The organism is Pectobacterium sp. HCp5_1, from assembly GCF_032905925.1.
GTDB lineage: Bacteria > Pseudomonadota > Gammaproteobacteria > Enterobacterales > Enterobacteriaceae > Pectobacterium > Pectobacterium brasiliense_A.
This window is the reverse complement of record NZ_JAUMIO010000013.1, coordinates 15,510-41,015: the sequence shown is the minus strand read 5'-3', so window position 1 is coordinate 41,015 and position 25,506 is coordinate 15,510. Positions and strand designations below refer to the sequence as shown.

The following is a 25,506-nucleotide window of genomic DNA, read 5'->3' as shown; positions in this document are numbered from 1 at the left end:
CAATCTGTCCTTATTCATTCACGGTTGAAGCGGATTTAAACGGGCGGCAGATGACCATCATCGCCAGCGAACTGCACAACGGCACGGCGGCGAGCAGCACCCACGGAATAGCGGCCTGCGGCGACGGCGTCAGTGCGCGGTCAAGCTGGCTGCCGAGGATAAAGTTGCCGACCAGAACGGCGATGCCACCCATCGATGCCAGCGCGCCATAGTGCGCACCCAAATTCTGGTTGTTGGCAAAGCGCGGGATAAGGTCCATCCCGACCGGAACGATCAGCATTTGACCCAGCGTCAGCAGCGTAATTAACGAGATAGCGGGAAGCAGGCGCTGCCAGCCTTCAGGTGGCGTGCTGGAAGCAAACATCGCGACGCTAAAGAACGATGCAGCTAGCAGCGCAAAGCCCAGTGGCAGCATGCGTGCCGCGCCAACCCGACGGGCAAAACGTGCCAGCGGAAGCTGTAACCCGATCACCAGCAGGGAGGCCAACACAAACAGCGGCCCGAGATCTTTCTCGCTGCTGCCGGAGCGATGCAGTTCAACCGGCAGCGCCAGATAGAGCTGGTTGTAGCTGAACAGATAAGCGCTGTAGGCAATGATGAACGCGACAAAGCGACGCTGGCGGAACGTTTCCCACCACGGGGCAATCTGTAATTCTCCCCGATTACGCTGCGTTGGCGGCAGGCTGAAAAACAGGACGATGAGTGCGATAACAAACACGCCCGCACCGGCTAGCGCCACGCGCTGGAATCCGTATCCCGCCAGCACCGAACCGAGCAACGGCCCCAGCACCGCGCCTAACTCGCCGCAAATAGCAAACAGGGCGAACCACTCGGAGCGGCTGCGTTTTCCCTCTTTTTCACTTTGCGTACCGGCCTGTGCCATCAGCGCTTCAATGGCGGGAGAGAACAGAGCACCGCCGACGCCGGTCAGACAGGCACCGAGAATGATCGGCCACAGCGAGTCGCCTAACGCCAACAGGAGATAGCCGCTGATACGCACGACGCAGCCGCACAGGATGATCACGCGGGCACCGAAGCGATCGGCCAGCGCACCGCCGACTAAAAACATGCCCTGCTGAGAAAAGGTGCGTAAGCCAATCACCAGCCCGATAGCCCAGCCGGAAAGCAGCATGTCATCGCGCAGGAAAATGGCCAGAAACGGCACGACGGCATAAAAGCCAATGTTGAAAACCAGCTGGCTACCCAGAAGTAACGGGGGATAAGGCTGCGGAGCGCGGTTGGCGGTAAGGTCTGACATGTCATGATCCGTTATAAAAAGCCCGTTACGGGGAATGTGTTATTGATGCGATATTTTATGGTAAAAAGCGCGTTTTCAGCGAGCTAATAGCCTGATGTCGATAGGGCGGGAACGGCCTGCAACAGACGGGCGGTGTGCGCCTGCTGCGGTGAAGCCAGCACCTCGGCTGTGGGGCGATCTTCAATAATGCGTCCGCCGTCCATGACCAGCATTCTGTCGCACAGCCCGGCGAGCATAGAAATGTCGTGCGAGACCATCAGCAAGCCCATCTTATTTTGTTCGGTAACCTGTTGAAGCAGGGCTTTAATCTGTTCACGTAGCGGTAAGTCGAGACCGCTGACGGGCTCGTCTGCCAATAAAAACTCGGGTCGGACGATCAGCGCTCGCGCCAGCGCAACGCGCTGTGCCTGTCCTCCGGAAAGCTGTCCGGCGACCTTATCCAGAAGCGTGACGCTCAGTCCTACCTGATCCATGACGTCGCCCAGGCGGGCAGAATGATTTCTATTAACGTGGCGGACCTCATCGGGGCGGAGTCGCTTCAGCGGCTCGATGAGGAGATCGGCGACGCGCTGACGCGGCGCGAGCGAGCCTGCCGGATCCTGCGGAATGTACTGAACGCGGCGGCGATACCAGAGAAGCGAACGCACCGAACCGGGCGTAATCAGGTTGCCGTCGCAGTACACCGCGCCACGCTCCGGCGCTTCAAGCGCGAGCAGGGTTTTTAGCAGCGTGGATTTACCACAGCCGGACGCACCAACCAGCCCGACACGTTCGTGCTGTTGCAGGTTCAGCGACAGGTCGTGAAAAATCGCACTGGCAGGATCGGCCTTGTGCCACGGCAAACGTGACGTCTGGCGATAGCGGCTAACGTGCTCAAGACTTAAAAACGGTGAGGGAACCGCATGCAGGTGGTGGTTCATCCAGCGAGTGCTCCGGCAGCGGGTAACATCCTGTCGGATAACAGGGTGTCAGATAAAAGCGTGTCAGCGCGCCGCGCGGCAGCGACCAGACTGCGGGTATAGGGCTGCTGTGGTGCATTCAGTAGTTGCTGCATACTGCCGGATTCAACGATCTGGCCGTTTTCCATCACCAGACCACGCTGGCAGAGTTGGGCGGCAACGGCGATATCATGCGTAATAAACAGCAAAGCCGGAGCATCCGGCTGCGTGCTACGTTCCTGTAAGACCTGCAATACCTGCTGCTGGGTCATGACATCGAGCGCGGTTGTGGGTTCGTCGGCCACCAGCAGGCGCGTTTTGCCGAGTAGGGCGAGGGTAATACAAATGCGCTGGCGCTGACCGCCGGACAGTTCGGCAGGATAGCGTTGCAACAGGTTGGGGATATCATCCAGTTTCATGGCGCTAAGGAGCGCAGAAAGTTCAGCGGAAGAGGTGGTTTTCAACGCCAGTGACAGCTGTTTTCCCAACGGCATGAGGGGATTGAGCGCTGTTGCTGAGTCCTGGAACACCGCAGAGACGCGGCTAACCGATGGGCGTGCCAGCGCTTTCAACTGACCGACCTCTTCGTCATTCACCCGAATACTGCCGCGAACCTGGCAGCCCGACGGCGGTGTACCGATGACGGCTTTGGCGGTGAGGGATTTACCAGAACCGGACGCACCGAGTAAACAGACACGTTCACCCGCGAACAGCGTAAAGTTGATATCGCTGACTTTGGTTTCACCGCCCATAGACAGGCTCAGGTTTTCTACCTGAAGAATGGCGTCTGTGTGTCTGTTCCTGTTAATCATGGATAACGTATAGGGTCAGTGTAAATCGATATGTAATAACATAACAAATTAAGACGAAGTGATGCAAAGGAAATGTGATCCAGCGCGTATAAATTGGCGCAGAGACGCCGTCTTAGTCGACTGCGTCGATGATTAAATAGAGGGGGTAAAGAATAAACCGTAGGGAAGTGCGGACTATCTCGTAGCGTTGTATTTTTAGAACCTACTCATTCGATGAGTCAACAAGCTGTGCCAGTTCCGCCGCGCTTAACTGAGTAATCTGGCTGACCTGAGCGGGTTCCATGCCGCTGAGCAGAAGCTGGCGGGCAATGTTTCGAGCACTGGTTCTCATACCATGTTGTATCCCCTGCTGCATGCCATGCTTGATGCCTTTTTCAAACCCGATTTTCTCAAGCTGCTGTGCGATGGTCATGATCGCCTCCCGATCCGTTGACAGAGATTGCGCGACAGCCTCAATAAACTCTGCCGGTTTTGATGTATTGCCGCTTCGCGCGATGTAAAACAGAATCGCTCTTTTTTGCGGCAGAGGTACCTGCCAGCGTTCAAATAATAGCCCGATATCCTGCGCCAGTTCCAGCATATCTCGCGTGCGAATGTGTTTTTGTACTAACTCCAGTAGCGCTACGCGGCGATGCGTCTTGATTTCCTCATCTTGGATTACCGTTAGATCAATCAAAGGAAAGGATGAATTGTAGAGCTTTTCTGCCTGAATAGCGTCGCTAAAACCGTCGAGCCAACGCAGCGTATAGGGATAAGGGCTACGCTGGCCGTGATAAAACAGTAAAGGAACGACGAGCGGCAACGTGTCGTGACCTTGAGATAGGTGCTGTTGCATAGCAGCCAGCGCGTAGCGCAGCAGGCGAAATGGCATCAGTTTTTCTGGGCGACTCTGATGTTCAATCACACAATAGATATAGCCTTGCCCTGCGGTGGTCTGAATTGAATACAGCATATCCGATATTCTTGCACGTAGTTCCTCGTCAACAAAAGAGGCCGATTGCAGTTGTAGCGAGCTGAAATCGCAGATATTCCTGATTTCCTCTGGCAGATGAATGGCGAAGAAATCCTTTGCGACGGCTGGATCGCTGAGAAACTGTTTAAAAATCGCATCATGCGCGGCCATGCTGTTTTTCCGTCCCTGAATAATCTATAAGCAAGGGTAAAAGAAGCGGATACGGGCAGGGAAGAAGCGCGGAGGACGACTGCGTCGATATGGAAGGATGTACGCAAGAAAAGTGAGAAATGAAAGTAACGACGCGATCTCACTGGGAGCGAGATCGCGTTCAAGGTGTGAGAGTTAAATCTGTTGCTCGGTTAGCCACTGGCGCAGGCGTTCGGGCTGCTGTGCGCCGCTCAGGCGAGCCTGTTCTTCACCATTGACGAGCCATAGCAGGGTCGGTAGCGTCCTGACCGCCAATTGCTCCGTTAGGATAATGTGATGATCGGCGTCCAGATAATGGCTCGGCAAGTTGCGGTATTCCTCGTTATCCAGAATCGTTTCCAACTGGCGATAAAGGCTCTTGCAGTGGACACAGCGCTCTGCGCCGACCAGCAGCAACTGTGGACCTTGTTGGGCTGCCAGTTCAGGCCAGTCGTCGGCGGTCAGTGGAGCAAAGCGCTCACGGTTGACGGCAAAGAGTTTCGGGCTGCGCTTGAGGTCTTCGCTGTCAGTCGCGACGCACAGGGCATCGCCGCTCTTTTTGTAGGGGCGTGTGCCGTCGATACGAACCACGCTTGCGAAGCCGGGGGCGGCGGCACCGGGTTGACGTAGCTGGGTGTTGTCGGGGGCGAGCACCGGGTTTTCCTGTGGGCGCGGCAGCTGTGGCACCCACTCGTAGGGCACGCGATAAGCGCGATACAGCATGTTAGTGTTCACCGTCTTGCCCCAGTAGGGGGAAATAAACTCCCAGACAATTTCGTGATCGACGGTGACTTCAAATAGCCGACCATTGGCCCCTTCGTTAATCAGCGTATTGCCGTTCGGCAGACGTTGGATATTGCTAATGTACGGGCTGTAAAAACGGAAGGCGTCGGTTGGATGGGGGATGCCCGCTTCGTACGGCGAATAACGCCAGACAATATCCAGCGTTATCGGGTTGATTTCCAGCACGCGGGAATAGTCACGCCAGGCGTTTTTCACGCCATCGGCTGATGCCGGATTGGGCGCGCCGTAGCCTGCCCAGCCACCGTTATCAAACACCAGAATATTGCCCGCGCCCGGCAATCCTGCGGGGATCATATGCGCGTGATGCTGGCCGATAATCCAGCCGATGTGTTTGAGTTCAGGTGTGTTGTAGTTGGGGCCAAGCTGCCAGACTATATTGCCGCTTTGCTTGTCGATGATGGCGATGATGTTGGATTCGCGCGCGTCCCAGATGATGTTATCCGGGTGAAAACGGGTATCGCCCTGATCGAACCACGGATTGGGGCCGAGTGCCGACATGGAGTTGATGTGCATCCAGTCGCCCATCCCACCGCCGCTTTTGCGCAGGTTAGGGTTGTTGTACAGCGCGGTTTTCGCATCGTCGTCAAAGCCCAGCTCGTCGAAATGGTCGCTGCAACGCCATTCCCACAAGATGTTGCCCTCCCAGTCCACTTCGATGATGGTGTCGTCGAGCAGCAGTTTGTCGCTAATGCGTTCATTGTGCAGGTTGGTATGCGCCAGCAGTAGCGTGTTGCCGCCGATTGACTGCGGTTCCTGCCCCGGTGCGTAGTAGCCTACTGGATTGCCGCTGCGCTGGTAGTCATGATGGACGCGCGCCATCCATTCAGGCGGAAGATCGGGATCGGTAATGTGCTCATAGCCGTTGAATTTCCACACGACGTTGCCGTCCCAGTCCACCTGAATCAGGTCGACCATGTCCTGCATGCCGTAGCGCGAGTCGCGTTCGCCGCTGTGCCCGAGAATGTAACCGCCGGGCAGGATTTTATTGGGGAAGCCGTGCAGGCCTTCCCACAGGCGTAGTTCGGTGCCGTTCATATCCACCAGTACCGCGCCACGTTCCAGTGCCTGAAAAACGGTGTAGCCGCCCCAGGATTTTTCCGGGTTGTAAATCGTTGTGCCGGTCGGGTAGACGGAAGGGTGTCCCATAATGGTGCTCCAGTATTTACGTGTTCAGAGAAGAGAGGGCTGCCGTATCGGCAGGCTGCGTCAGCAAGGCGAGCAGATCGCTGCACTGCTGGTGAAAGGCCTGACTGTCGCGCTGGCGCGGATGCGGCAGCGAAATTGTCGCAATCTGGCGGATACGGCCCGGTCGCGGGGCCAGCACGACGACGCGATCGGCGAGATAGACCGCTTCCTCGACGTCGTGCGTGACCAGCAGCGTAGTGGTGCCCTCCGCCTGATGAATGCGGCGCAGCTCCTGTTGCATCTGCTGACGGGTCAACGCATCCAGCGCGCCAAAAGGCTCGTCCAGCATCAGGATGCGTGGATTGGCGACGAGCCCGCGTGCGATAGCCACTCGCTGCGCCATGCCGCCGGAAAGCTGGGCGGGCAGGGCATCGGCAAAATCCTGCAAATGCACGAGCTGAATAAAGTGGTCGATTAGGCGCTTCCGTTCTTTGTCGTCGATGGCTTCATTCGCCAGCCCGAGCGCGATGTTTTGTCGCACCGTCAGCCACGGAAACAGGCGTGGTTCCTGAAACACCATGCCGCGCTCACGTCCGATGCTGTGCACAGTTTTCCCTTCGACCAGTACGCGTCCCTGATAGTCGTTGTCCAGACCGACCAACATGCGCAGCAGCGTGGATTTGCCGCAGCCGCTGCTGCCAACAATCGCCACCAGTTCACCGCTGTGGATCGACAGGGAAAAATCCTCAATCACCGTTAACGCCTCGCCCTGTACGCGAAACTGTTTACGAAGCCGATCGAACTGCACCACCGGCGGCGGTGTGTCAATAGTTGTGGACGTCATGCGATTTCTCCTGCGGAACGCCAGCGCGTCATCCACTGTTCCAGTCCTAATCCGACGCGGTCGAGCACCGCGCCCGTTAATCCAATCAACAGCATGCCGCTGATAATCAGGGGCATATCCAGCAGCTGTTGGGCGTTGATCATCAGGCTGCCGATTCCGGTGCCGGATGACATGAAGTATTCCGCACCGATGGTGCCAAGCCAGGCGTAAATCAGCGACAGACGTAAACCGGCGAAGATTGCGGGTGCGGCACCCGGCAGGATCAGCATCCGCAGGCGGGTTGCGAGACGGAGCTGCAATACCTGTGCGACTTCCTGTAAAGCCTGAGAACGCTGGCGGATACCGCGATGACTGGCCACCAGCATGGGGAAGAAAGAAGCCAGCGCGACAAACGTGATTTTCCCGACGTCGTCGTTGCCAACCCAGGCGGTGAGTAGCGGCAGCCAGGCAAACAGCGCGATCTGGCGCAGCGTCGCGACCGTAGGGGTAAAGAGGGCATCGCTGGTGGCATTCAGCCCCAGCAGCACACCGCACACGAGCCCCGCGATAATGCCGCATACTGCACCAGCAAGCGCACGGGTCAGGCTGGCCTGCATCGCCTCGGTAAGCGAACCGTCACGGATGCCTTGCAGCAGCATGTGCCACACATCGGCGGGCGGTGGCAGCAGCAGCGGGTCGATCCAGCCAAAACGGCTGGCCTGTTGCCAGAGCAGCAGAAGCAGAAAGGGTAAAACCAAAGCGGATAAACGGCGAGACGGTGCGGTAGTTAAGCGACTGAGCGGCGGGTGTGGCCAGAAGACCAGACGACGTTCCAGCCGATTGATTGCCCACTCCATAGCCAGCCCCGCCAGCCCAATCACGGCGATGCAGACAAATACAATATCCAACTGAAACAGCTGACGTCCCCATACCAGCAGGTAGCCAATGCCCTGAGATGACGCCAGCAGTTCGACCACGATCAGCGACACCCACGCCTGTGAGAGCGCCAGCCGTAAGCCGGTTAACCAGGTGGGGAGCGCGGCGGGCAGTGTTAATTTGATGAGGCGCTGATGCCACGGCAGGCGCAGAGTGTGAGCGACTTCCTGTAGTGCATGCGGCACGTTGCGCACGCCCGTTTGCGTATGCAGCGTCACAGGGATAATCACGGCCTTGATGATGACCGCGAGTTTTAAGCCGTCATCAATCCCGAACAGCACCATAAACAGCGGGATCCAGCCCAGCGTTGGGATTTGTGCCAGCGCATATACCGTCGGGTGCAGCAGGTGTTCGGCGCGGCGTGATGCGCCCATCAGCGCACCAAGCAGCGTTCCCGCCAGAACGCCTGCCAGCAGGCCGCTCGCCAACCGTTGCAGGCTGATAAAGAGCTGCGGCAGGAGATCGTTGTGCCAGAGTTCGACGGCAGTTTTAGCGACGACATCGGGAGCCGGGAGAATCTGAGCGGGCATCCAGCCGTAGTGGGTGCTGATATACCACAGGGCCAGCAGCACCAGCGGTACGATTAGTGGCACGACAAGAGAATAGGCTCGTGCTATCGGCAGTGCAGGCCAGACGATCGCGGTTTTTTTCAGCGGTATCGACTTATTCATTTTATTCCCGAAAACCATCGCAGTTGGATGAATAGGGAATAAAAAACAGGTTTCGACGTTGAACGCCAATGCAATAAAGCGATGGTCGCCGTGCAATAAATGCATATGCGTAGCCCGAGCCCGCCAGCCCTGATTTATGCTTTTTTCCGCTGAACAAACTTGTAAATGTTATTTAAGCCTGACGCCGACGGTTCGTTAGTTTTCATGGCAGATGAAACGAATGATTAAGGAAAACCGTATGCAACAAGCCACCCTGTTGATCACTACCTCTCCGATAACGGCATCTTCCCGCTGGCGCTGGGGGATGAAGGTGTTAAGTACTGCCTTACTGATGGGGACGGCGCTCGTTTCCACCGTTCAGGCAAACGACGCCGCCCTGCAGGATGCACAGAAACCGACGGAGATTCGCATTGGTTTGCCGGATCAGAGTGCAGGCAGCAAGCCTTTTATCCGCGGGCCGCTGGGGTTGGCGCATATTCGCCAGCAGTTGGAGAAAGAATTTGAACCGCAAGGTATCAAGATTCAGTGGTCGTTCTTTAAAGGCGCGGGTCCGGCGGTGAATGAGGCGCTGGCGAACAAGCAGTTGGATGTCGTGTATCTGGGCGATCTGGCGGCTATTATCGGTCGTTCAGGTAGCCTGCCAACGCGGGTGCTGGTCGGGTCACGCGGATCTAATTCTTATCTGGCGTCGACACCGGAATCGGGTATTCAGCGTATTGAAGACCTACGCGGCAAGCGGATTGCGGTCTACAAGGGGACGGCCGATCAGCTGTCGTTTGAACGGGCGATTAAAAGTGTCGGGCTGAACGAGCGGGATGTGCGGGTGATCAATCTTGACTGGACGGCAGGCAAAGCGGCGCTGGCGGCCAGACGCGTGGATGCGGTGTGGGGCGGTGTCTCTCTGCTGGCGTTGCGTAAACAGGGCATCAATATTGTGACCACCAGTCGGGCGCTGGGCTGGCCGAACACCACGCAGGCTGCCGTGCTGGCGACGCAGGACTTTATCGACCGTTATCCGGGCACGACGCAGCAACTGGTGAATGTGCTGGTGGACAATGCGCAGTGGATCGGCGATGCGCAGCACCTGCCGGAATACACCGCGCTAATGGCCGAACAGAGCCAGATTCCGCAGGCGATCTTTCAGGAAGAGCTGAAAGCGGAAGATCTCCCTTTCCAAAGCTCGCCGCGTCTCGATCCGTTCCTGCTCAGCAGCTTGCAGGACAGTATCGAGCGGGCGAAAGCAGCCGGGCTGATTCGCAATACGTTCTCGGCCAGCGACTGGTTTGCCGGCCAGTTTGTTGATAGGGCGCTGAAAGCCAAAGGGCTGGAATCGAACTGGGCGGTGTATGACGCCAGCGGTAATCCGGTGAAATAATCATGAAGCGCTCACAGGGTCGGCAGTGCCGGAGCTGGTGAGCGCAGCCTGTCCTGCGCCAGTATGCTTTCGATCATCAACTCAGCCAGCGGCGGCAGCGTTCTTTGCAAACAGGTGACAATACCGAAGCGGGTTTGCATATTTCCCCATTCCGGCGGCGTGCCCGTCAGCGAAATTTCTACCAACTGATGGCTTAATCGCCCCAGCGCAAAGCCATCCTCGCTGGCGAAGCTGATGGCCTGCGTGTGCCGCAGGATGCTGAAGACGGAATAGATATGGTCACACTGAATCTGTGGCCGATAATCGGGCTGACGCGTTAACGCCGCCAGCACCTTGCGCATGCCAACGGGCATAAAAGGGGAGGCGAGTGGAAAGCGCAGAAGATCGTCCGGCGTCACGTTTGCCTGCTGCGCCAGCGGGTGTGAAGAGTGACAGATAAAAAAGCAGCGCTGCTGGCTTAATGGCTGTACGTGGAGGTTGGTTTCCATTTCGGCCTGCCAGGTGTCGGCAACGATAAAAGGCCACTCATCGGCCAGCAGTCGCTCACGCAGGGACTGCCAGTTATCTACGCTGTAGGTGACTCTGGCGCGCGGGCGAAGGGCATGGAAATGCGCGACCGCTTTGGGGATCAGCGTGGTCGACGGTGCGGGGCCGCAGCCAAACGTCAGTTCGCCTTCCTGTGCCTCGCTGATCTGCCGCATGTCGGTCATCAATTCCCAGGACAGCTCCTGCATACGCCGTGCAAACGGTAGCAGCGTATTACCCTGCCACGTCAGCGCAAAACGGCGGCTCTGGCGGTCGATAAGCGGATGCCCCATCGTTTGTTCCAGCGCCTGAATGCTGCGGCTAAATGCCGATTGCGACAGACAGACGGACTCTGCGGCTTGTACAAAACTCCCCTGTTCGGCCAGTGCAAGAAAATTGCGTAATTGCCGTAAATCCAGATGCATATTGCAGCTACCTAACATATCGATTTTCCCCACTTTTTAGGCGGAGGTCGGCTGGCAACGCAATGAACAAAAAGTCATAAGTTATAACGAACTGATTGCTATACCCGTCATACTTCAAGTTGCATGTGCATTGGCTGCACTCGGTCACCCGAATCACTTACTTGAGTAAGCTCATCGGGACTCCCTCACTTGCCGCGTTACGAGGCACATAAATGTACCTCGCCCTAAAGGACCAACGCTTTGCGTTGTTCAAAACGCTGACGTTTTGTCCTGAAACTTGAATTATTTAGGGTATATCGACCTTCAGGCCGCTGTCTGGCGCGGTCAGCGGCTATTTCGCCAGCGCACAGGAAAAATCCTGAATTTCTTCCACGGACCCGAGACTCATATTGAACACGTCAAGGCTGCTGGCGAGCAGCACCTTTTCGCCTGCTGGCGTGGAGACCATCGCAAGACCGTATTTGCCGATAGATTCATCCCGCTGCTGGGCGTAGCGATCGAGTGTTTTGAACGGATCGCTTTGCGTCAGTTCGTTCGCTGTGAGCGTTTTTGCCAGATAGATATGCCCGTTGATTTTGACCGGCAGCGTTTTCCAGTCGGCAGAGAGTGTCGGGAATTGCTGATTCAACGTTTGATAAATTTCCGGGCGCAGGCAGGCAATGTGGATATGCAGCTGGTTTTGCGTGCGTCCATAGCGTGAGTTTATTGCCAGCGACAGATAATCATCTTTGATCGGTTTGCCCGCTTCACGTGAAAGATGGCCGCGTCGATCCCATGCCTGCATAAAGAAATTAGGTACGTTTTGCTGCAAGAGTTCGGGGCTCTCGATGCCGCTGATTTTATCCGTTGGGAGCAACAGGTCGTGATAGGGACCGTTTCTGTCATCGAAGAGCACGTAGCCCTCTGCCAGATTAACCTCCAGACAAGGGTCCGGTTTGCCGTTGCGCTGCTGATTAGGCACGCATTGTTCGCTGACGATCTCCCACAGTGCATTGCTATTTCCCCGACTAACCTTCCACCCTGTTGCCGCGGCCGCCGTGAGTACAATGATGGCAGAAACAGTGAAGATCAAGATCGTTTTGCGTTTCATGACGGGTCTCCGACAGGCGCAGAAAGCGCTAAGTAGCGGGGAAAAACAGGGCATGATAAATCAGTGATAAGCCAGTATGGGACAGCGGCGATGTCATTAATATGACTTTGGTGAAAGGAGAAAGGCTAATCGGTAACGGATTGTAAGAGAGAATGGTGGTGGAATGGCACATGACGCGGCCTTTTAACCTACATAGTAATGTGATTAAAAGGCCGCGGTAAAACGACAGGAATCAGAACAAGTCGACCCGTACGTCCACGCCAATGGTTCGGCCTTCATTGACCTGTGCGTAACCAAGTGCATTGCTTATGAAGCCAAAGGTGCGATAGCGACGGTCGAAGACGTTATCCACATAGCCAGCAATACTCACCCGGTCGGAGGCCTGCCAACTGAGGCGCAGGTCGGTGGTGGTATAGGTGCCCTGACGCAACGCATTGTCGCCGTCGAAGTAGTGCGGCCCTACCACGTTGAAGGCTAAACGCGGCATTAACGCGCCGATTGTGATTCTGGACGAACCGACGGCGGCGTTGGATACCGAAAGCGAGCTCGCCGTACAGCGGGCGATTGACCGGCTGGTTCAGGACAAGACGGTTATTGTCATCGCACATCGGCTATCGACAATTGTGGGCGCACATCGAATTCTGGTTGTCGAGAATGGGGGGATTTCCCAGCAGGGAACACATAATAATGAATTACTGCATGCTGAAGGCCGTTATCGCGCATTGTGGAACGCGCAGCAGTCTATCTCACTAAGGTGAAATAGACTGGATGATTATAACGGTTCAGGTTTGATGAGCTGTAATTCTACGCCCAATCTGATGGCGTGTTTGGCATTCAGTACGCCCAGTTTTTTTACCACATTACCAATATGGAATTTCACGGTGCTGATTTTGATATCCAGAATCAGCGCAATTTCCGGGTAGGTTTTTCCCATGCTGGCCCAGTACAGAATTTCGTTTTCGCGCTGGGAGAAAATCTCTTTGTCACCTTGCTTTTTGCTTTGAGGGCTTTGCATCATCTCTTTGTAAAGCGTAGTGATTTTCTCATGAACGGCAATCAGCAGCATTTGCAGTTTGTCTTTGTTTTCCTCAACAATATTTTCCATATCCGTTGGCGCGTGCTCTTCAAACATAATCGATAACGCCGCCAGATTATTATTGTTGTCATGTAAGACAAAGGTGTAGCCATTAACAATATCGTACTCTTTTGACAGATTAAAAATCTTGGAGAACTTCAGCTTAGAGTTAATAACGATGTTGTCTTCCCAGGAGAACGGCGAGACTTTATTTATCGCCGTCAAAATAACCGGATCAATATGCTGATAGTTATTTTCTTTATAGGTATTAACCCATTCCTGCGGGTAATTTGAGATGATCACAACCTGAGAGGGGTTCTTCTTGTTCATGATCATGTAGGCGTATTTCAGGTCGCCATACTGCTTTAATTTTCGGCCGAGATAGCTTTTTATCGTGTTATTGATAATTTCATTGTCAGAGCAAAATACAGACATGTAACGGCCTCAATAAAAGCAAGAAAGTACCCATGATATAGATGGCATCCTAAAAGTATAGTGCTGACCTATACCTAAGTCTAACTACTGTTACCCCATGATATCACTTATAATTTTTTCATGAACAGGACAATTTATAAAAAATTTAAGAAAGTAAATTTTAAAAAAATTGTTACAAATTGATTTGCCAACCCAGGGAATTACCCATAATTTTGTTCCTGTTCTGTCTACTGAATTTAGGGCGTGTGGTATCAAGCCACACGCCCTAAATTCAGGGATCCCGTCATACTTCAAATTGCATGTGCGTTGGCTTTCCTCGTTCACCCCAGTCACTTACTGGAGTAAGCTCCTGAGGATTCACTGCGTTGCCGCCTTCCTGCAATTCGAATTATTTAGGGGTATTCCGTCATTCGGAGCTGGATAGTAAATAATCCGTTTTCGCTTATCAACCCCCGTCGTCCTTTGCTGTTCATCGTCATACCTTTCTTGTTCTTCTCGCTCTGTTACAGGCTGCAATGCGGCGTTGTGTAAAGAGGCGGCGGCGAGGCTAATGTTTTGATAATATTGCTATATCGAATCCTATTTTGCTCGTCAGCATCGGCTGGCAGGAGTGGTGATGAAAGTCCGCACTAAGGCTCGCCGTGAGGCCATCGTTAAAACGGCGGCGCAGCTTTTTCAGGAAATGGGCTATGAACGCGCCACCATGAATGAGCTGGCGAAGCGGGTCGGCGGTTCCAAGGCGACGCTGTATGGCTATTTTTCAACCAAAGAAGAGCTGTTTACGGCTGTCGTTCGTGAACATGCAACCATGCATCTGTCCGAGGCAACGGCGGAGCTGATGACGGACACGCTGGCAGCTGAAACGCTGGACGTGCAGCTGACGCGCTTCGGCGAACGCATTCTGTACGTGTTGACCAACGATAGCAGCGCGATGGCGATTTATCGGATGGTGGTGGCAGAGGCCGGACATTCCGATATTGGTTCGCTGTTTTATGATTCTGGCCCGAAAGAGAACGTCGATAAACTTTCCGAACTGATGGCGGCGGCGATAGCACGGCAGGAACTGAAGCCGGGAAATCCACATTTGCGGGCGTTACAGTTTTTGGCACTGCTGACGGCAGAAATCGATGATCGTATATTCCACCGTCATTTACAGCCAATAAGCCTCGACCGCATCCGCGAGATTGTCGGGGATGCGGTCAGTATGTTTATGGCCGGCGCGGCGGCGTAAGGCAGGTGCCTTGACGATCTGGCATCCAGCGGGTCGCCGTGGCGGCGATCTGCTCCGCTAGCCGCGTGATGATCTGCTGCTGAGCGTGCAGCATGGCGTTATCACTGTTCGCCGCCTGCTCGGTAAACTGGCTTCTACAGAGCAATCGTGCGCGCCCATTTTCTTCTCCAACGGCTCCAACGGCTCCAACGGCGCTTAGGCTCCAGTCGGCGTCGAACGCCACCGATTGGCCGGGCCAGCTATCAAATCGCCGAACCTGAAGGTGAATTCTGACCACCGGCGTGTCTGCCGAACGCACCAAGCCTGAAACATCCTGCGTGTTGAGACGCTGCGTCAGATCGGCGGAAAGCGCGGTACGGATTTCCTCACTTAGCGGGCTGAGCCAACGCTCGTTATCCAGCACGACAGCACCGCTATCCCCCTGTCGAATAACGATCTGCGACGTATCAAGCTGTGCCGGGATGCCAACGGGCAGCATATCAATGAAAAAGGGTGCCGCGTGCGTTGTGTTTGCCATAAAGGATAGGGTTGCAACGGGCGAGCCGGGCGTCAGCAGCGTGTGGTAACGCACCGGAGGCGACGAGCAGGCGCTCAGCAACGCAATAACGGTAAGCGATAAGAGTGGTGCCACTCGTTTCATCTTGAAGATCCTTCTCGGGAAAGGGGGGCGTGGTTCAATGCCGCCGACGAGGCATCACTTGGTCGCCCTTGCAGCAGCGACTCCGGGTGACGGTCAATCTGCTCGGCCAGACTGCGCAGGGCGCGTAAGGTGCGCTGAATTTCCTGTAGTGACTGCGTGATGCCCAGTTGCAGCGGCGAATCCTCTTCCAGAACATCCTGTGCGCGGCGTGTGACCTGCTGCATGTTTTGCATCAACCGATTGGCTTCCGGCAATGTCTGTCCGTTAACCTGTCGCAGCGCTTTATTGGCTTCTACCAGCGTAGTGTTCATGTTGCGGCCGATCGCATCCAGCGGCAGGTTATCGATCTTGCCGATGATACTCGCCATCTGGGTTTGTAACCGGTCAAATCCTCCATCGACGGTGGGCAGCACTAACGGGCGGGCGTTGAGATCAAACGGTGCCTTCGCTGCATCGGGCACAAAATCAAGTGAGATATAGAGCTGTCCGGTCAACAAATTGCTCGGTGCCACCTGTGCACGCAGGCCGTGTTCAACCAGATCGTGCGTAAACTCAGCCGTTTGCTGTTCGAGCGACATCGCCTGTTTGGGTAACTTATCCAGCACGTTGCCGAGACGGTTAGGAAACACGTCAATGCTGACGACGGTTGGAAAGCGGTAGCCCGTTTTGCTGTAATCCAGCTCAATAGCGGTCACGTAGCCGATTTTGACGCTGGAGAATTCAACGGGTGCGCCGATCTCCAGGCCGTGCAGCGAACGGTCAAAGCGGAGTTTGAAGCGGGTAGGCGGGCCATCCGGTGGTGACAGGGCCGATTCCCGATCGCTCGCCAGCTTGTAGGTGGTCAGCGGTTCCGGTCGGGCAATGGCGTTGTCCAGATCGGGTGTGGAAAATGCGATGCCGCCGGCCATGATGGCCGCGAGGGTTTGTGTTCTGAGACGAAAACCGTTGGCGTCTACCGAGAGATCGACTCCGCTGGCATTCCAGAAGCGGGTATTTGGTGTAACAAAGCGGTCGTAGGGCGCATCGATAAAAATCTGAAGCTGGACGCCGCGACCATCATGATTCAACTGGTAAGACGCGACGCGGCCGACGGGGATGCGGCGGTAGTAAACCGGTGAACCGCTATCCAGCGATCCGAGATCGTCCGCCTGAATGATGAAACGGCTGCCCGGCATGCCGTTAATCACCGCGGGTGGCAATTCTAAACCGATAAATCGAGTTTCTCCCTGAGTCGATTCGCCTTTATCGGCCCCGATATAAGCGCCGGAAAGCAGGGTATCAATCCCCGTCACGCCGTTGATGGCGACGCGTGGACGAACCACCCAAAAGCGGCTATCGGCATGCGCCAGATTTTCCGCATTTTTATTGAGCTGTACCGTGACGAGAACCTGCTGACTGTCCTGACTCAGCGAGATGTCTTTTACACTGCCTACCACGACGTCTTTATATTTGACGACGGTGCGGCCCGCCTCAAGACCGCTTGCGCTCTGAAAGGAAATCACGACTTCCGGCCCGTTGTCCGACCAGGTGTGAATCAGCATGGCGAGCCCCGTTAGCATGGCAAGCGCCGGTACCAGCCAGATTAATGCGATTCGCCAGCGTTGGCGGATAATCACCGGCTCGCCGGGTTGTTCGTGGATCATTTCTTGTCACCTTTCCAGATAAGACGCGGGTCATAGCTCATGGCAGATAACATGGTCAGTATCACCACCAGCCCAAAAAAAAGAATGCCGCTGCGAGGTTCCGCTTCACTCAGCGGTGGAAATCTGACGAGCGCAGAGACAGCGGCAATGACGACGACATCCAGCATGGACCAGTAACCCACCCATTCAGTTAGCCGATACAGCGCCGCGCGCTCGGCCATCGCTTTACTGCTTTTTTGCCGAGACATGACGAGCAGCAGGCCGAGAATCAGAAATTTCATGCAGGGGATGACAATGCTGGCGATAAAGATCAGCAGGGCGATGCCGTAATCGCCGCTGTGCCAGAAATCCATCACGCCGCTTAGGATGGTGCTTTCGCTTCCCAGCCCGAAAAAACGGGTATACATCACGGGCAACACGTTAGCGGGAATATAAAAAATCAGGGCGGCGACCAGTAACGCGCAAGAGAACGTGGCGCTGTCTTTGTGGGAAGACGTCAGCCGCGACCAGCAGCGTGGGCAGCGCGCCGCGTCGTGCGTGTCGGTATCATGCTGGCAAACGAGCTCGCATACCGGACAGGCAATCAACGGCAGCGGCTGGGCGGGCGGATTACTTTTCATGGCAGACCACGCTGCGGTGACTGTCCGTGGGCATCAGCGACCACAGCGGGCGCAGATCCAGACTGTTGACGACAACGAGCAGCAGCATCAGTGCGGCCAGCGCCCAGCAGCCCGCTCCCGGCATGACCTGCATAAAGCCGGAGAGCTTGATGGCGGCGATCAGAAAGCCCAGCGTCGCAATCTCCAGCATGCTCCAGGGACGAAGCCACAGTAGTATCTTCATCACGGAAATAAAACCGGGCGCACAGCGGCCTTGGTTGGCGAAAGTCAGTACCCATCCGATCAGCATGATTTGTAGAAACGGGGCAATAATCAGGAGAAAAAAACAGCCTATCGCCAGCGGCAAGGTTGCCCCGTTAGCCAATGCGAGCGCCGCTTGCCACAGCGTGGCCGTATTCTGTAGCGCATTGAAACTAACGTTCAGTACCGGATAGCTATTGGCGATAAAAAACAGGATGGCCGCCGTTTGTATCATCGCCAGTCGATGCCCGATATTCATCCAGCCTGAACGATAAAGTGTGGCTTGACAGCGCGTGCAGCGTGCCGCCTCACCGGGGTTTAACGCCCGGTAATGATGCACGCTATCGCAGTGCGGACAGATAATTAAGTGGGGATAGATTGTCATCATGCTGTTCCGCACCGTTGTCTATTCGTTTTTCGCTTACTTCAGCATGTCCGCCAGTTCTTCAGCGGCTTTATCGATACCGACCTCCGCGGCACTCAGTGCGCCCACGCTGGCGCTGACATTCATGGCGTTTGGATACTGCTTCGCGACATAGGCATTGAGCAGTTTGTTGGTCGTCGCATCATAAATTTCAACGGCATAGTTCACGGATCCGTTGAGCAGCCCCTCTTTGCCACGGATGGACTGCACGATGTTGTAGGGCCCGCCAGCCAGGTCGAATTTGGTAAACGTACCGGCAACCGGCGTCGTGGTATCGGCACCCGTCAGCGTCAGTTTCAGCCGCAATGTGCCGGGGGCTGGTGAGGTCACTTCGTTGAAACGGGAGCGCAAGGTTTTACTGAACGTATCCTGCATATAGGCGGCCAGCGACTGCTTGTCTTGCTGTGACATGTCCTTGAATTGGTTATCGCTGCCCTGATAAATGCTGACCGGGTCGATGATGATATGAGTGTATTGCGTCCAGTCGACGGGCGTGGTGTAGCGGTAAGGAATGCGATCCGCATGATCACCTGAATTTTGCGCCAATTGTGAAGACGACGCTATGCCGCTGTAGCGCACGGGGGGATTGCTCGCGCAGCCCGCGAGTACGATAGCCAGAGCCAATACGGTAGGACGTGCAACCCGGGATAATGTGAACATATGAGAATCCTGTAAAGAGAACCGCGAAATAGCGTGATAACACGCAACCTTAGCCACACGACGTCCAGCTAAGCCAACCGTTTAGGTGCCAGAACACCTTCATGGTTGGTATGCGTAAATATCGGCATGTGTACTTTTTATAAAACTGAACCGTACGGTACATTTTTATTTTTTTCTGACTGCGGTGTCAAGAGAGGTGTGAGGTTTTCTTTCCAGGCAACATTTCTGTCACGGTTTGGGATAAGGTGTTGGAAAATTCTGCCGATATTAATGATTCAGGGAATGTCATCTCCACCTTAAGGATGCTAGCCGACTGTTATACTGAAGAGAGCTGATATCCGTTTACTCGTCCGATGACTGGCATCGTTGGATGATAAGGCTGAAACACTTAACAAATATTTACGCTTGACGCTGGATCAGATTGAAGAACACGACTATTACGTACAGTGTAGCGGTCGGATGTTGGTTCCTGTTTGCTCACATCTCGAATGTTGCCTTGTTACGGTATACCTATAATGACAATGACTCGCACTGAGGAAAACATGGATAATTTTCAGAAAGAAATTGATGAGAGAACAAACCTCACTTCTGCTAATAAATTTGAACTCTTATTATTCCAGTTGGGCAAATCACCTGAAGGTGGCAAATCTGAACTGTTTGGCATCAACGTGTTTAAACTGCGTGAAATAGTTCCGATGCCTACGCTGACCAAAGCGGCTGGCATGAAATCGCCGATGCTGGGTATGGTCAACATTCGTGGACAAATCATTCCCGTTATCGATCTTCCTGCTGTAGTCGGCAGTTCATCAGAAACTGGCCTTAATATCCTCCTTATCACGGAGTATGCTCGTAGTACGCAAGCATTCGCCGTGGAGTCAGTCGACGATATCGTTCGTCTGGAATGGAGTCAGGTTTTGACTGCTGAAGCGGGCGTGAGCGGTTCCTATATCACCAGTATTGCGCGTCTTGATAACGATAAAGACAGCAACCGTCTGGCGCTGGTGCTGGATGTTGAACAGATTCTGTTTGATATCATTCCTGGCGAGCGCGAAACCAAGCTCAAGAACGCAGAAGAGAAAATTTACCCTTATACGCCGGGTGCGATTGCGATTGTGGCGGAAGACTCCAAAGTCGCTCGTTCGCTGCTTGAGCAGGGACTAACCCAGATGGGCATTCCGTTTAGTATGCATATCACCGGACAGGATGCCTGGAACAAGATTCGTGAAATTGCGCAAGAAGCACAGTCAGAAGGCCGACCTATCTCGGATAAGATCTCAATGGTTCTGACCGATTTGGAAATGCCGGAAATGGACGGCTTTACGCTGACAAGAAATATCAAGCGTGAAGAATATCTGAAGAATATTCCTGTCGTGATTCACTCTTCACTGTCTGGTAGCGCGAACGAAGATCACGTGCGCAACGTTGGTGCAGATGCTTACGTCGCGAAATTCGAGATCAATGAACTGTCGACGGCGATTCAGACCGTGCTGAATAAAGTGAAAGTACGCCGCTAATTAGTCAAGCATGCGTATTACCGCATTCGGCCTTTGCTTCCTCCTTGATTGGAGAGGGCAGAGGCCGATTTTTTTAGTCGTTGAATACGGCCAGCGTTGAGCTGGCGGCAGAAGATTAATCCAGATCGGATGCCTGATGGCGTTCGGCGACCTGTTCAGACTCTTCACCCCAGGTGCGGTTGACCTTGCGACCGCGAATCACTGCCGGACGGGCGGCAATCTCATCGGCCCAGCGTTTTACATGCGTGTACTCGTGTACGGACAAGAACTCTCCGGCGGAGTAAAGCGCGTTCTGTACCAGTCCGCCGTACCACGGCCAGACGGCAATATCGGCAATGGTGTAGCTGTCGCCGGCCAGATAGCGGTTCTCTGCCAGTTGGCGGTTGAGTACATCCAACTGACGCTTGGTTTCCATCGTGAAACGGTTGATCGGGTATTCAAATTTTTCCGGTGCATAGGCGTAGAAATGGCCGAATCCACCGCCAACGTAAGGGGCGGAACCCATCTGCCAGAAGAGCCAGTTCAGGGTTTCCGTGCGCGTGGCGAGGTCGCTCGGCAGCAGCGCACCAAATTTCTCGGCCAGATATACCAGAATGGATCCGGACTCAAACACGCGAATCGATTTCTCGCCGCTTTGGTCAAGCAGCGCCGGGATTTTGGAGTTCGGGTTGACGTCGACAAACCCGCTGGAGAACTGATCGCCATCGCCTATCTTAATCAGCCAGGCATCGTACTCGGCACCTGAATGGCCCAGCGCCAGCAGCTCTTCCAGCATGATCGTCACTTTCACGCCGTTCGGCGTTGCCAGCGAATAAAGCTGAAGCGGATGTTTGCCAACGGGCAGCGCTTTTTCGTGCGTTGGACCAGCTATCGGACGGTTAATATTGGCAAAAGCACCGCCGGAAGAGGCGGGCTGCCAGACTTTTGGTGGCACATACGTTGGGGAGGTAGCCATTCAAAAACTCCTTATGCATGAAAAGAGAGCGAGTTAAGTCAATACCATAACAAACTCATGCATTTTGCTGATACCGTTCTGTGCTATCTCTACTACATATTGATATAACGCGAGATCCGCATATTGCTGGAGGAAAGCGGCAACTGCGCGGATCGTCGTCAAAATTTACTCGCTGGTGGTAAAGCGTTAGCGCAAAAGACGCAGAATTTTAGCGGTTTGCGCTGCCATATCGACCCAATCTACATATCACGGCATTGTGCGACCTTGCTCGCACTAGGACAGCATACCATTTCACTTGCATCGTAAATCTGGAATGCCGCTTCGGCTTCTTTAGTTATGTCGGTGCATGTCGTTTTATACCACGTCATTATTCAAATTATTGCTTTTAACCTATATAGTATTTGAGCTATATTAGGGGTAACCCAGTGTGGAAAATTGAAACGACGGACGTGTTTGATAGCTGGTTAAGTCCGGCAATGAAAAGCGCTTTTATGATGAGATGATCCCGCTTGCCGATCGGGAATTCACAAAGTATCTGAAAAAATCAGAGAAGAGAGGGTAACGCTATGGGCAGAACGCTGGAACAGCTTCTTGCGGATGAAAAACCAGACGTCGTCGTTGATGCTCACGCTATAGCGGCAGACATGTTACTCAATATTCATCTCGCCGAACTGCGTGAGAGGGTGCAAAAAACGCAAGTGGAAATGGCGCAGGTGCTTGGATTAAAACAGCCGACCATAGCGGGAATGGAGAAACCCGGCCGCGATTTGAAACTTTCCACACTCAAACGCTATGTTGAGGCGACCGGCAGTAAATTACGCCTTGATGTTGAACTGCCGGACGGTTCTCACTACGGGTTCACGCTGTAACGTTTCGTTCCGTATGGCCGAAAAGACGATGTTTGTCCTATTTGTCCGCGCGGGTTTTCGCGTCATTAAGCAGCGTGAGATAGCGTTGGCTTGAGATGTTCCTGCCGGTGATGACGCAGACGGTTTTACGTCCGCCAATCTCTTTCGCGTAGCGAATGGCTCCCGCGACAGCGGGCACCCCTGAAGGCTCGACAACATGGCGATGTAGATCGAGCATTGATAGCATCGCAGCTTTGATTTCGTCTTCAGAGACGGTGAGCACACGATCGACGCGATCGCGAACCAACGGCCAGGTCATCGCGCTGGGCTCTATATAGCCACTCACGCCCTCGGCGATGGAGGGAGCCAGAACGACTGGAATCGTTTCACTCGCTTCTTTCCAGCGAGCGAACGTTGGGCTCGCTTCACTTTGTATGCCCCATACTTCGATCGCGGGATTGATTGCTTTGGCCGCTGTCGCAATTCCTGAGATGAGCCCGCCGCCACCGATGTTCACCAGGATGATCTCTGCATCTATCCAGTCTTCCATGATTTCAAGACCGACAGTGCCACCGCCTGCAATCATATGCGGGTTGTCGTAGGCAGAAACGAAGGTGGCACCTGACTGCTGCGCAGCGGCGATAGCCGCTTGCCTCGCTTCTTCGATGTCATCAAAGAACGTAATACGTGCGCCACAACTTTTCATGGCTGCGACCTTCATTGGATCTGCCGCGCGTGGCAAAAAGATGGTTACGGGGATGCCCGCGACCTGCCCGGCATAGGCGAGCCCCAATCCATGATTTCCTGCCGTGGGGGCAATAACTCCAGCACGGCGCTGTTCTGCATCCAGATTGGCAAGAACGTTTGCCGCACCACGCAGCTTAAAGCTACCGGTCTGCTGGAGGTTTTCCATTTTGAGTCGGATTTCCGCACCGACAAGGGCGGATAGCGGTGGCGAATGCTCCAGCGGTGTCCTGCTTATTGTTCCCTTGATCTGCTGAGCGGCGGCGTAAATATCTTTCAACGTTACAGAGTCGGTTGCCCTTTGGTGTTCGCTTGTCATAGTATTTCCCTATCAACTGTATATGGAAATAACTATATAGGTATTTGGCTATATGAACAAGCATGTGGCGACAACGGCCGATTTGCTGCGGGCGCTCGGCAATGAGCAACGGCTCATCATTCTGGAATGGCTGGCCGATCCCCGCGCGCACTTCCCAGAACAGCAGGACGGGGATCTGGTTAACGATGGGGTCTGTGTCGGTTTTATCACTGAGAAGATCGGCCTGAGCCAGCCAACTGTCACCGGTCATCTTCAATATTTATCGAAAGCCGGGATTGTCACATCGAAGCGCATCAAAAACTGGGTGTTCTACAAGCTCGTCCCTGAGCGTTTAGAGGAGGCAACCTCGGTATTGTCTGAGCTTGCAAAGGTCGCCTCTCGTCAACATAAACCGTCAGAATAGGCCGTTAGCCGTCATCGCTTCCCCGAAATTTAGCTGAGCGAGCCCGCGTAACCCAGCTTGGCAGACGGGTGAAGGCAAGGACGACAAGCACGATACCGCCAGCCAGAAAGAAGGTCAGCTGCATGCCATGTGCGAGGGAAGTGGGGGCGGCATGGGCAAAATCTTCCGTACCGACACCCAAAGCGAAAATCTGCCCCATGAGCGATGCTCCGACGATCAGCCCAATATTGCGCGACAGGTTAAGCAGGCCAGAGACGGTACCGCGCTGATTTCCGGGAACCTCGGCAAGGGTGGAGGTGTTGTTTGCCGCCTGAAAGAGCTGGTAGCCTGGCGTCAGGACAATAATGGCAAGGATATAACCCGCGACGCCAAGCATTGTTGGCAAGATCGCCAGCATAAAGGTGCCAGCAATTACGAGGGTGAGTCCGGCGATGAGTGCCCGTCCACATCCCCAAGTATCGACCAGTCGCCCTGACGGAATGCCGCAGAAAATCGCAATAGCAGGGCCAATGGCCATAACCACCCCCACCAACGTTTCCTTCAAACCCAGACCCTGACCAAGGTAGTAGGGACCGACGATTAGCGTCGTCATCATGATGGCGGCGACGGCGGCATTGATTGTGAGGTTCGGCAACAGCGTCGTGTTCCGCAGCGGCAATCCTCCTGATAACGCAGCTTTTTCCTTCACCGGCGTGGCTGGCAATAGAGTAAAAGCCATGAACAAAACGATCGTGACCAGCGGGATCTGTATCCAGAACAGGCTACGCCATCCTGCTATCGTAAGAAGGAAGCCGCCGACAGAAGGGCCAAGCGCGGTACCCAGTGCGGATACCGTTCCCAGTATCCCCATCGCTCGCCCGACATGCTTCTCTCCAGCCGTCTGCCTCAGCAGTGCCATGCCGAGCGTCATCAGGAAGGCTGCACCGATCCCCTGAAATGCTCTTGCCGTGATGAGTTGCCACAGCTGGGGGACAATGGCGCACAGCAGCGAAGCGATGGCGAAGAGCCCAAGACCTGCAATGAAAACGGGTTTCAGCCCATAGCGATCGCCAAGGCGACCCGCGATCACAACCGAAAGCGCCATGGCCGCAAGATAGGCGATGACAACGGCCTGCACCTGCGCGAAGGGCGCAGAAAATACGGCTGTCAGCGTCGGAAGGGCAATATTGGCAATGCTTGTTCCCAGCGAGGCCGACAGTATTGCGAGTGCCAGTGTGATGGTGACCCCCGATTTGGCGTGCTCTGGTTCGCTCGGTTGGTTAATTGTCATTTTTTATCCTTGTCAGAATGTGGGTTCCAGAGCATGCTACAAATTCAAGTCGACTTGAGGTCAAGCATGAAATTTCTGGATATAGGCGAAATCGCGGAGAAGAGTGGCATCAAGCCTTCGGCGCTGCGTTACTACGAGGAAATTGGGCTAATTGCTTCGGTGTCCCGCCATGGGCTTCGGCGGCAGTTTCCTGCCGACGTGCTGCTGCAACTCAGGTTGATTACGATGGGGAAATCTGCGGGGTTCTCACTGCAAGAAATCGCCGGCATGTTTAACAAGGATGGGATGCCGGACTTGCCCCGCACTGCGCTGCATCAGAAGGCCGACGACATCGATCGGCAAATCCATGAGCTGACGATATTGCGCGACACGCTGCGGCACGTCGCCGACTGTTCTGCGCCATCGCATATGGAGTGTCCGACGTTCAGGAAACTTGTGGAGACCACGCATCGAAAGAGCCAGATGCGCGATCAAACGGGCAAGTCAGCCACGCGAAAAGTGCCTCAGAAAACGAAAAAATAACCTGCAATTTCGCTGTCCGGGGCGGGTTTTTCTATGCCGC

The 25,506-nt window shown here is 54.6% G+C and carries 24 protein-coding genes and 2 pseudogenes; 7 read left to right on the top strand and 19 right to left on the bottom strand.

The window, feature by feature from the left end; translation table 11 throughout:
* Nucleotides 1-10: 10 nt before the first annotated feature.
* The 7 genes from Q3A88_RS11135 to Q3A88_RS11105 all read right to left on the bottom strand — a co-directional run bounded on the left by Q3A88_RS11135 (nt 11) and on the right by Q3A88_RS11105 (nt 8,508).
* Complete coding sequence (locus Q3A88_RS11135) at nt 11-1,258, bottom strand: MFS transporter (protein WP_317177910.1); 1,248 nt, start codon at nt 1,256-1,258, stop codon at nt 11-13.
* Between the two features lie 83 nt (nt 1,259-1,341).
* Complete coding sequence (locus Q3A88_RS11130; protein WP_039287498.1) at nt 1,342-2,178, bottom strand: ABC transporter ATP-binding protein; 837 nt, start codon at nt 2,176-2,178, stop codon at nt 1,342-1,344.
* On the bottom strand, nt 2,175-3,008 hold the full coding sequence (locus tag Q3A88_RS11125) for an ATP-binding cassette domain-containing protein (RefSeq protein WP_317177909.1): 834 nt from the start codon (nt 3,006-3,008) through the stop codon (nt 2,175-2,177). The genes Q3A88_RS11130 and Q3A88_RS11125 overlap by 4 nt, the downstream gene beginning before the upstream one ends.
* Nucleotides 3,009-3,210: 202 nt before the next feature.
* Nucleotides 3,211-4,131: an Rpn family recombination-promoting nuclease/putative transposase gene (locus Q3A88_RS11120; RefSeq protein ID WP_317177908.1), complete on the bottom strand. Its 921-nt coding sequence runs from the start codon at nt 4,129-4,131 to the stop codon at nt 3,211-3,213.
* A gap of 174 nt (nt 4,132-4,305) precedes the next feature.
* Nucleotides 4,306-6,099, bottom strand: coding sequence for an aryl-sulfate sulfotransferase (locus tag Q3A88_RS11115; protein ID WP_317177907.1), 1,794 nt, complete (start codon nt 6,097-6,099; stop codon nt 4,306-4,308).
* A gap of 16 nt (nt 6,100-6,115) precedes the next feature.
* Nucleotides 6,116-6,922 carry an ABC transporter ATP-binding protein gene (locus Q3A88_RS11110; RefSeq protein ID WP_317177906.1) on the bottom strand — a complete coding sequence of 269 codons (807 nt, stop codon included), beginning with the start codon at nt 6,920-6,922 and terminating at the stop codon, nt 6,116-6,118.
* Nucleotides 6,919-8,508, bottom strand: coding sequence for an ABC transporter permease (locus Q3A88_RS11105; RefSeq protein WP_317177905.1), 1,590 nt, complete (start codon nt 8,506-8,508; stop codon nt 6,919-6,921). Before Q3A88_RS11105 ends, Q3A88_RS11110 begins: the two co-directional genes overlap by 4 nt.
* 238 nt (nt 8,509-8,746) lie before the next feature.
* Here Q3A88_RS11105 and Q3A88_RS11100 point away from each other — a divergent pair, with 238 nt between their 5' ends.
* Nucleotides 8,747-9,883: an ABC transporter substrate-binding protein gene (locus tag Q3A88_RS11100; protein WP_180786711.1), complete on the top strand. Its 1,137-nt coding sequence runs from the start codon at nt 8,747-8,749 to the stop codon at nt 9,881-9,883.
* Nucleotides 9,884-9,894: 11 nt separating this feature from the next.
* On the opposite strand, the gene Q3A88_RS11095 is transcribed toward Q3A88_RS11100, so the two are convergent.
* The 3 genes and pseudogenes from Q3A88_RS11095 to Q3A88_RS11085 all read right to left on the bottom strand — a co-directional run.
* Nucleotides 9,895-10,833 (bottom strand): LysR family transcriptional regulator, encoded by a 939-nt coding sequence (locus Q3A88_RS11095; protein ID WP_317177931.1) that lies wholly within the window; start codon nt 10,831-10,833, stop codon nt 9,895-9,897.
* 331 nt (nt 10,834-11,164) lie between these two features.
* The gene (locus Q3A88_RS11090; RefSeq protein ID WP_317177904.1) at nt 11,165-11,923 is read right to left on the bottom strand and encodes a CDP-diacylglycerol diphosphatase; all 759 of its coding nucleotides are present in this window, start codon (nt 11,921-11,923) and stop codon (nt 11,165-11,167) included.
* Nucleotides 11,924-12,155: 232 nt separating this feature from the next.
* Nucleotides 12,156-12,425: pseudogene (locus tag Q3A88_RS11085) on the bottom strand (TonB-dependent siderophore receptor); the annotation flags it as partial.
* Here Q3A88_RS11085 and Q3A88_RS11080 point away from each other — a divergent pair.
* Nucleotides 12,412-12,681 (top strand): annotated as a pseudogene (locus tag Q3A88_RS11080) (ABC transporter ATP-binding protein/permease); the annotation flags it as partial. The pseudogenes Q3A88_RS11085 and Q3A88_RS11080 overlap by 14 nt on opposite strands.
* 14 nt (nt 12,682-12,695) lie before the next feature.
* On the opposite strand, the gene Q3A88_RS11075 reads toward Q3A88_RS11080, so the two are convergent.
* Nucleotides 12,696-13,433, bottom strand: coding sequence for a LuxR family transcriptional regulator (locus tag Q3A88_RS11075; RefSeq protein WP_317177903.1), 738 nt, complete (start codon nt 13,431-13,433; stop codon nt 12,696-12,698).
* Nucleotides 13,434-14,049: 616 nt separating this feature from the next.
* Here Q3A88_RS11075 and Q3A88_RS11070 point away from each other — a divergent pair.
* A complete protein-coding gene (locus tag Q3A88_RS11070; RefSeq protein ID WP_317177902.1) occupies nt 14,050-14,664 on the top strand; it encodes a TetR/AcrR family transcriptional regulator in 615 nt (204 codons plus the stop codon).
* On the opposite strand, the gene Q3A88_RS11065 is transcribed toward Q3A88_RS11070, so the two are convergent.
* From Q3A88_RS11065 to Q3A88_RS11045, 5 genes are read right to left on the bottom strand one after another with little or no spacing between them, the layout of a single operon-like run.
* Entirely contained in the window at nt 14,642-15,304 is a 663-nt protein-coding gene (locus Q3A88_RS11065; protein ID WP_317177901.1) for a PqiC family protein, read from the bottom strand. The genes Q3A88_RS11070 and Q3A88_RS11065 overlap by 23 nt on opposite strands.
* Nucleotides 15,301-16,947, bottom strand: a complete 1,647-nt coding sequence (locus Q3A88_RS11060) for an intermembrane transport protein PqiB (RefSeq protein ID WP_317177900.1) — start codon at nt 16,945-16,947, stop codon at nt 15,301-15,303. The genes Q3A88_RS11065 and Q3A88_RS11060 overlap by 4 nt, the downstream gene beginning before the upstream one ends.
* Nucleotides 16,944-17,567, bottom strand: a complete 624-nt coding sequence (locus tag Q3A88_RS11055) for a paraquat-inducible protein A (protein WP_317177899.1) — start codon at nt 17,565-17,567, stop codon at nt 16,944-16,946. The genes Q3A88_RS11060 and Q3A88_RS11055 overlap by 4 nt, the downstream gene beginning before the upstream one ends.
* On the bottom strand, nt 17,557-18,192 hold the full coding sequence (locus Q3A88_RS11050) for a paraquat-inducible protein A (protein WP_181393557.1): 636 nt from the start codon (nt 18,190-18,192) through the stop codon (nt 17,557-17,559). Before Q3A88_RS11050 ends, Q3A88_RS11055 begins: the two co-directional genes overlap by 11 nt.
* 36 nt (nt 18,193-18,228) lie before the next feature.
* Nucleotides 18,229-18,891 (bottom strand): DUF3313 domain-containing protein, encoded by a 663-nt coding sequence (locus Q3A88_RS11045; RefSeq protein WP_110162626.1) that lies wholly within the window; start codon nt 18,889-18,891, stop codon nt 18,229-18,231.
* Between the two features lie 542 nt (nt 18,892-19,433).
* On the opposite strand from Q3A88_RS11045, the gene Q3A88_RS11040 reads away from it, so the two are divergent.
* Nucleotides 19,434-20,405 (top strand): chemotaxis protein, encoded by a 972-nt coding sequence (locus tag Q3A88_RS11040; protein ID WP_110162625.1) that lies wholly within the window; start codon nt 19,434-19,436, stop codon nt 20,403-20,405.
* A 115-nt stretch (nt 20,406-20,520) separates the two neighbouring features.
* On the opposite strand, the gene yghU is transcribed toward Q3A88_RS11040, so the two are convergent.
* A complete protein-coding gene (gene yghU / locus Q3A88_RS11035; protein WP_110162624.1) occupies nt 20,521-21,360 on the bottom strand; it encodes a glutathione-dependent disulfide-bond oxidoreductase in 840 nt (279 codons plus the stop codon).
* Nucleotides 21,361-21,926: 566 nt separating this feature from the next.
* On the opposite strand from yghU, the gene Q3A88_RS11025 reads away from it, so the two are divergent.
* Nucleotides 21,927-22,229 carry a helix-turn-helix domain-containing protein gene (locus tag Q3A88_RS11025; protein WP_014914856.1) on the top strand — a complete coding sequence of 101 codons (303 nt, stop codon included), beginning with the start codon at nt 21,927-21,929 and terminating at the stop codon, nt 22,227-22,229.
* A gap of 37 nt (nt 22,230-22,266) precedes the next feature.
* Here Q3A88_RS11025 and Q3A88_RS11020 read toward each other — a convergent pair whose 3' ends face one another.
* A complete protein-coding gene (locus Q3A88_RS11020; protein WP_317177898.1) occupies nt 22,267-23,271 on the bottom strand; it encodes a threonine/serine dehydratase in 1,005 nt (334 codons plus the stop codon).
* 52 nt (nt 23,272-23,323) lie between these two features.
* Between Q3A88_RS11020 and Q3A88_RS11015 the strand changes: the two genes are divergently transcribed.
* Nucleotides 23,324-23,674, top strand: a complete 351-nt coding sequence (locus Q3A88_RS11015; protein ID WP_014914858.1) for an ArsR/SmtB family transcription factor — start codon at nt 23,324-23,326, stop codon at nt 23,672-23,674.
* 4 nt (nt 23,675-23,678) lie between these two features.
* Here the strand turns inward: Q3A88_RS11015 and Q3A88_RS11010 are convergent, their stop codons facing one another.
* Nucleotides 23,679-24,944 (bottom strand): MFS transporter, encoded by a 1,266-nt coding sequence (locus tag Q3A88_RS11010; RefSeq protein ID WP_317177897.1) that lies wholly within the window; start codon nt 24,942-24,944, stop codon nt 23,679-23,681.
* 66 nt (nt 24,945-25,010) lie between these two features.
* Between Q3A88_RS11010 and Q3A88_RS11005 the strand changes: the two genes are divergently transcribed.
* Nucleotides 25,011-25,466, top strand: coding sequence for a helix-turn-helix domain-containing protein (locus tag Q3A88_RS11005; RefSeq protein WP_110162734.1), 456 nt, complete (start codon nt 25,011-25,013; stop codon nt 25,464-25,466).
* Nucleotides 25,467-25,506: the final 40 nt, after the last annotated feature.

Bases quoted from the DNA above. Each gene is read 5' to 3' on its own strand.
- Q3A88_RS11135 (WP_317177910.1), bottom strand. From the start codon at position 1,258: ATGTCAGACCTTACCGCCAACCGCGCTCCGCAGCCTTATCCCCCGTTA.
- Q3A88_RS11130 (WP_039287498.1), bottom strand. From the start codon at position 2,178: ATGAACCACCACCTGCATGCGGTTCCCTCACCGTTTTTAAGTCTTGAG.
- Q3A88_RS11125 (WP_317177909.1), bottom strand. From the start codon at position 3,008: ATGATTAACAGGAACAGACACACAGACGCCATTCTTCAGGTAGAAAAC.
- Q3A88_RS11120 (WP_317177908.1), bottom strand. From the start codon at position 4,131: ATGGCCGCGCATGATGCGATTTTTAAACAGTTTCTCAGCGATCCAGCC.
- Q3A88_RS11115 (WP_317177907.1), bottom strand. From the start codon at position 6,099: ATGGGACACCCTTCCGTCTACCCGACCGGCACAACGATTTACAACCCG.
- Q3A88_RS11110 (WP_317177906.1), bottom strand. From the start codon at position 6,922: ATGACGTCCACAACTATTGACACACCGCCGCCGGTGGTGCAGTTCGAT.
- Q3A88_RS11105 (WP_317177905.1), bottom strand. From the start codon at position 8,508: ATGAATAAGTCGATACCGCTGAAAAAAACCGCGATCGTCTGGCCTGCA.
- Q3A88_RS11100 (WP_180786711.1), top strand. From the start codon at position 8,747: ATGCAACAAGCCACCCTGTTGATCACTACCTCTCCGATAACGGCATCT.
- Q3A88_RS11095 (WP_317177931.1), bottom strand. From the start codon at position 10,833: ATGCATCTGGATTTACGGCAATTACGCAATTTTCTTGCACTGGCCGAA.
- Q3A88_RS11090 (WP_317177904.1), bottom strand. From the start codon at position 11,923: ATGAAACGCAAAACGATCTTGATCTTCACTGTTTCTGCCATCATTGTA.
- Q3A88_RS11075 (WP_317177903.1), bottom strand. From the start codon at position 13,433: ATGTCTGTATTTTGCTCTGACAATGAAATTATCAATAACACGATAAAA.
- Q3A88_RS11070 (WP_317177902.1), top strand. From the start codon at position 14,050: ATGAAAGTCCGCACTAAGGCTCGCCGTGAGGCCATCGTTAAAACGGCG.
- Q3A88_RS11065 (WP_317177901.1), bottom strand. From the start codon at position 15,304: ATGAAACGAGTGGCACCACTCTTATCGCTTACCGTTATTGCGTTGCTG.
- Q3A88_RS11060 (WP_317177900.1), bottom strand. From the start codon at position 16,947: ATGATCCACGAACAACCCGGCGAGCCGGTGATTATCCGCCAACGCTGG.
- Q3A88_RS11055 (WP_317177899.1), bottom strand. From the start codon at position 17,567: ATGAAAAGTAATCCGCCCGCCCAGCCGCTGCCGTTGATTGCCTGTCCG.
- Q3A88_RS11050 (WP_181393557.1), bottom strand. From the start codon at position 18,192: ATGACAATCTATCCCCACTTAATTATCTGTCCGCACTGCGATAGCGTG.
- Q3A88_RS11045 (WP_110162626.1), bottom strand. From the start codon at position 18,891: ATGTTCACATTATCCCGGGTTGCACGTCCTACCGTATTGGCTCTGGCT.
- Q3A88_RS11040 (WP_110162625.1), top strand. From the start codon at position 19,434: ATGGATAATTTTCAGAAAGAAATTGATGAGAGAACAAACCTCACTTCT.
- yghU (WP_110162624.1), bottom strand. From the start codon at position 21,360: ATGGCTACCTCCCCAACGTATGTGCCACCAAAAGTCTGGCAGCCCGCC.
- Q3A88_RS11025 (WP_014914856.1), top strand. From the start codon at position 21,927: ATGGGCAGAACGCTGGAACAGCTTCTTGCGGATGAAAAACCAGACGTC.
- Q3A88_RS11020 (WP_317177898.1), bottom strand. From the start codon at position 23,271: ATGACAAGCGAACACCAAAGGGCAACCGACTCTGTAACGTTGAAAGAT.
- Q3A88_RS11015 (WP_014914858.1), top strand. From the start codon at position 23,324: ATGAACAAGCATGTGGCGACAACGGCCGATTTGCTGCGGGCGCTCGGC.
- Q3A88_RS11010 (WP_317177897.1), bottom strand. From the start codon at position 24,944: ATGACAATTAACCAACCGAGCGAACCAGAGCACGCCAAATCGGGGGTC.
- Q3A88_RS11005 (WP_110162734.1), top strand. From the start codon at position 25,011: ATGAAATTTCTGGATATAGGCGAAATCGCGGAGAAGAGTGGCATCAAG.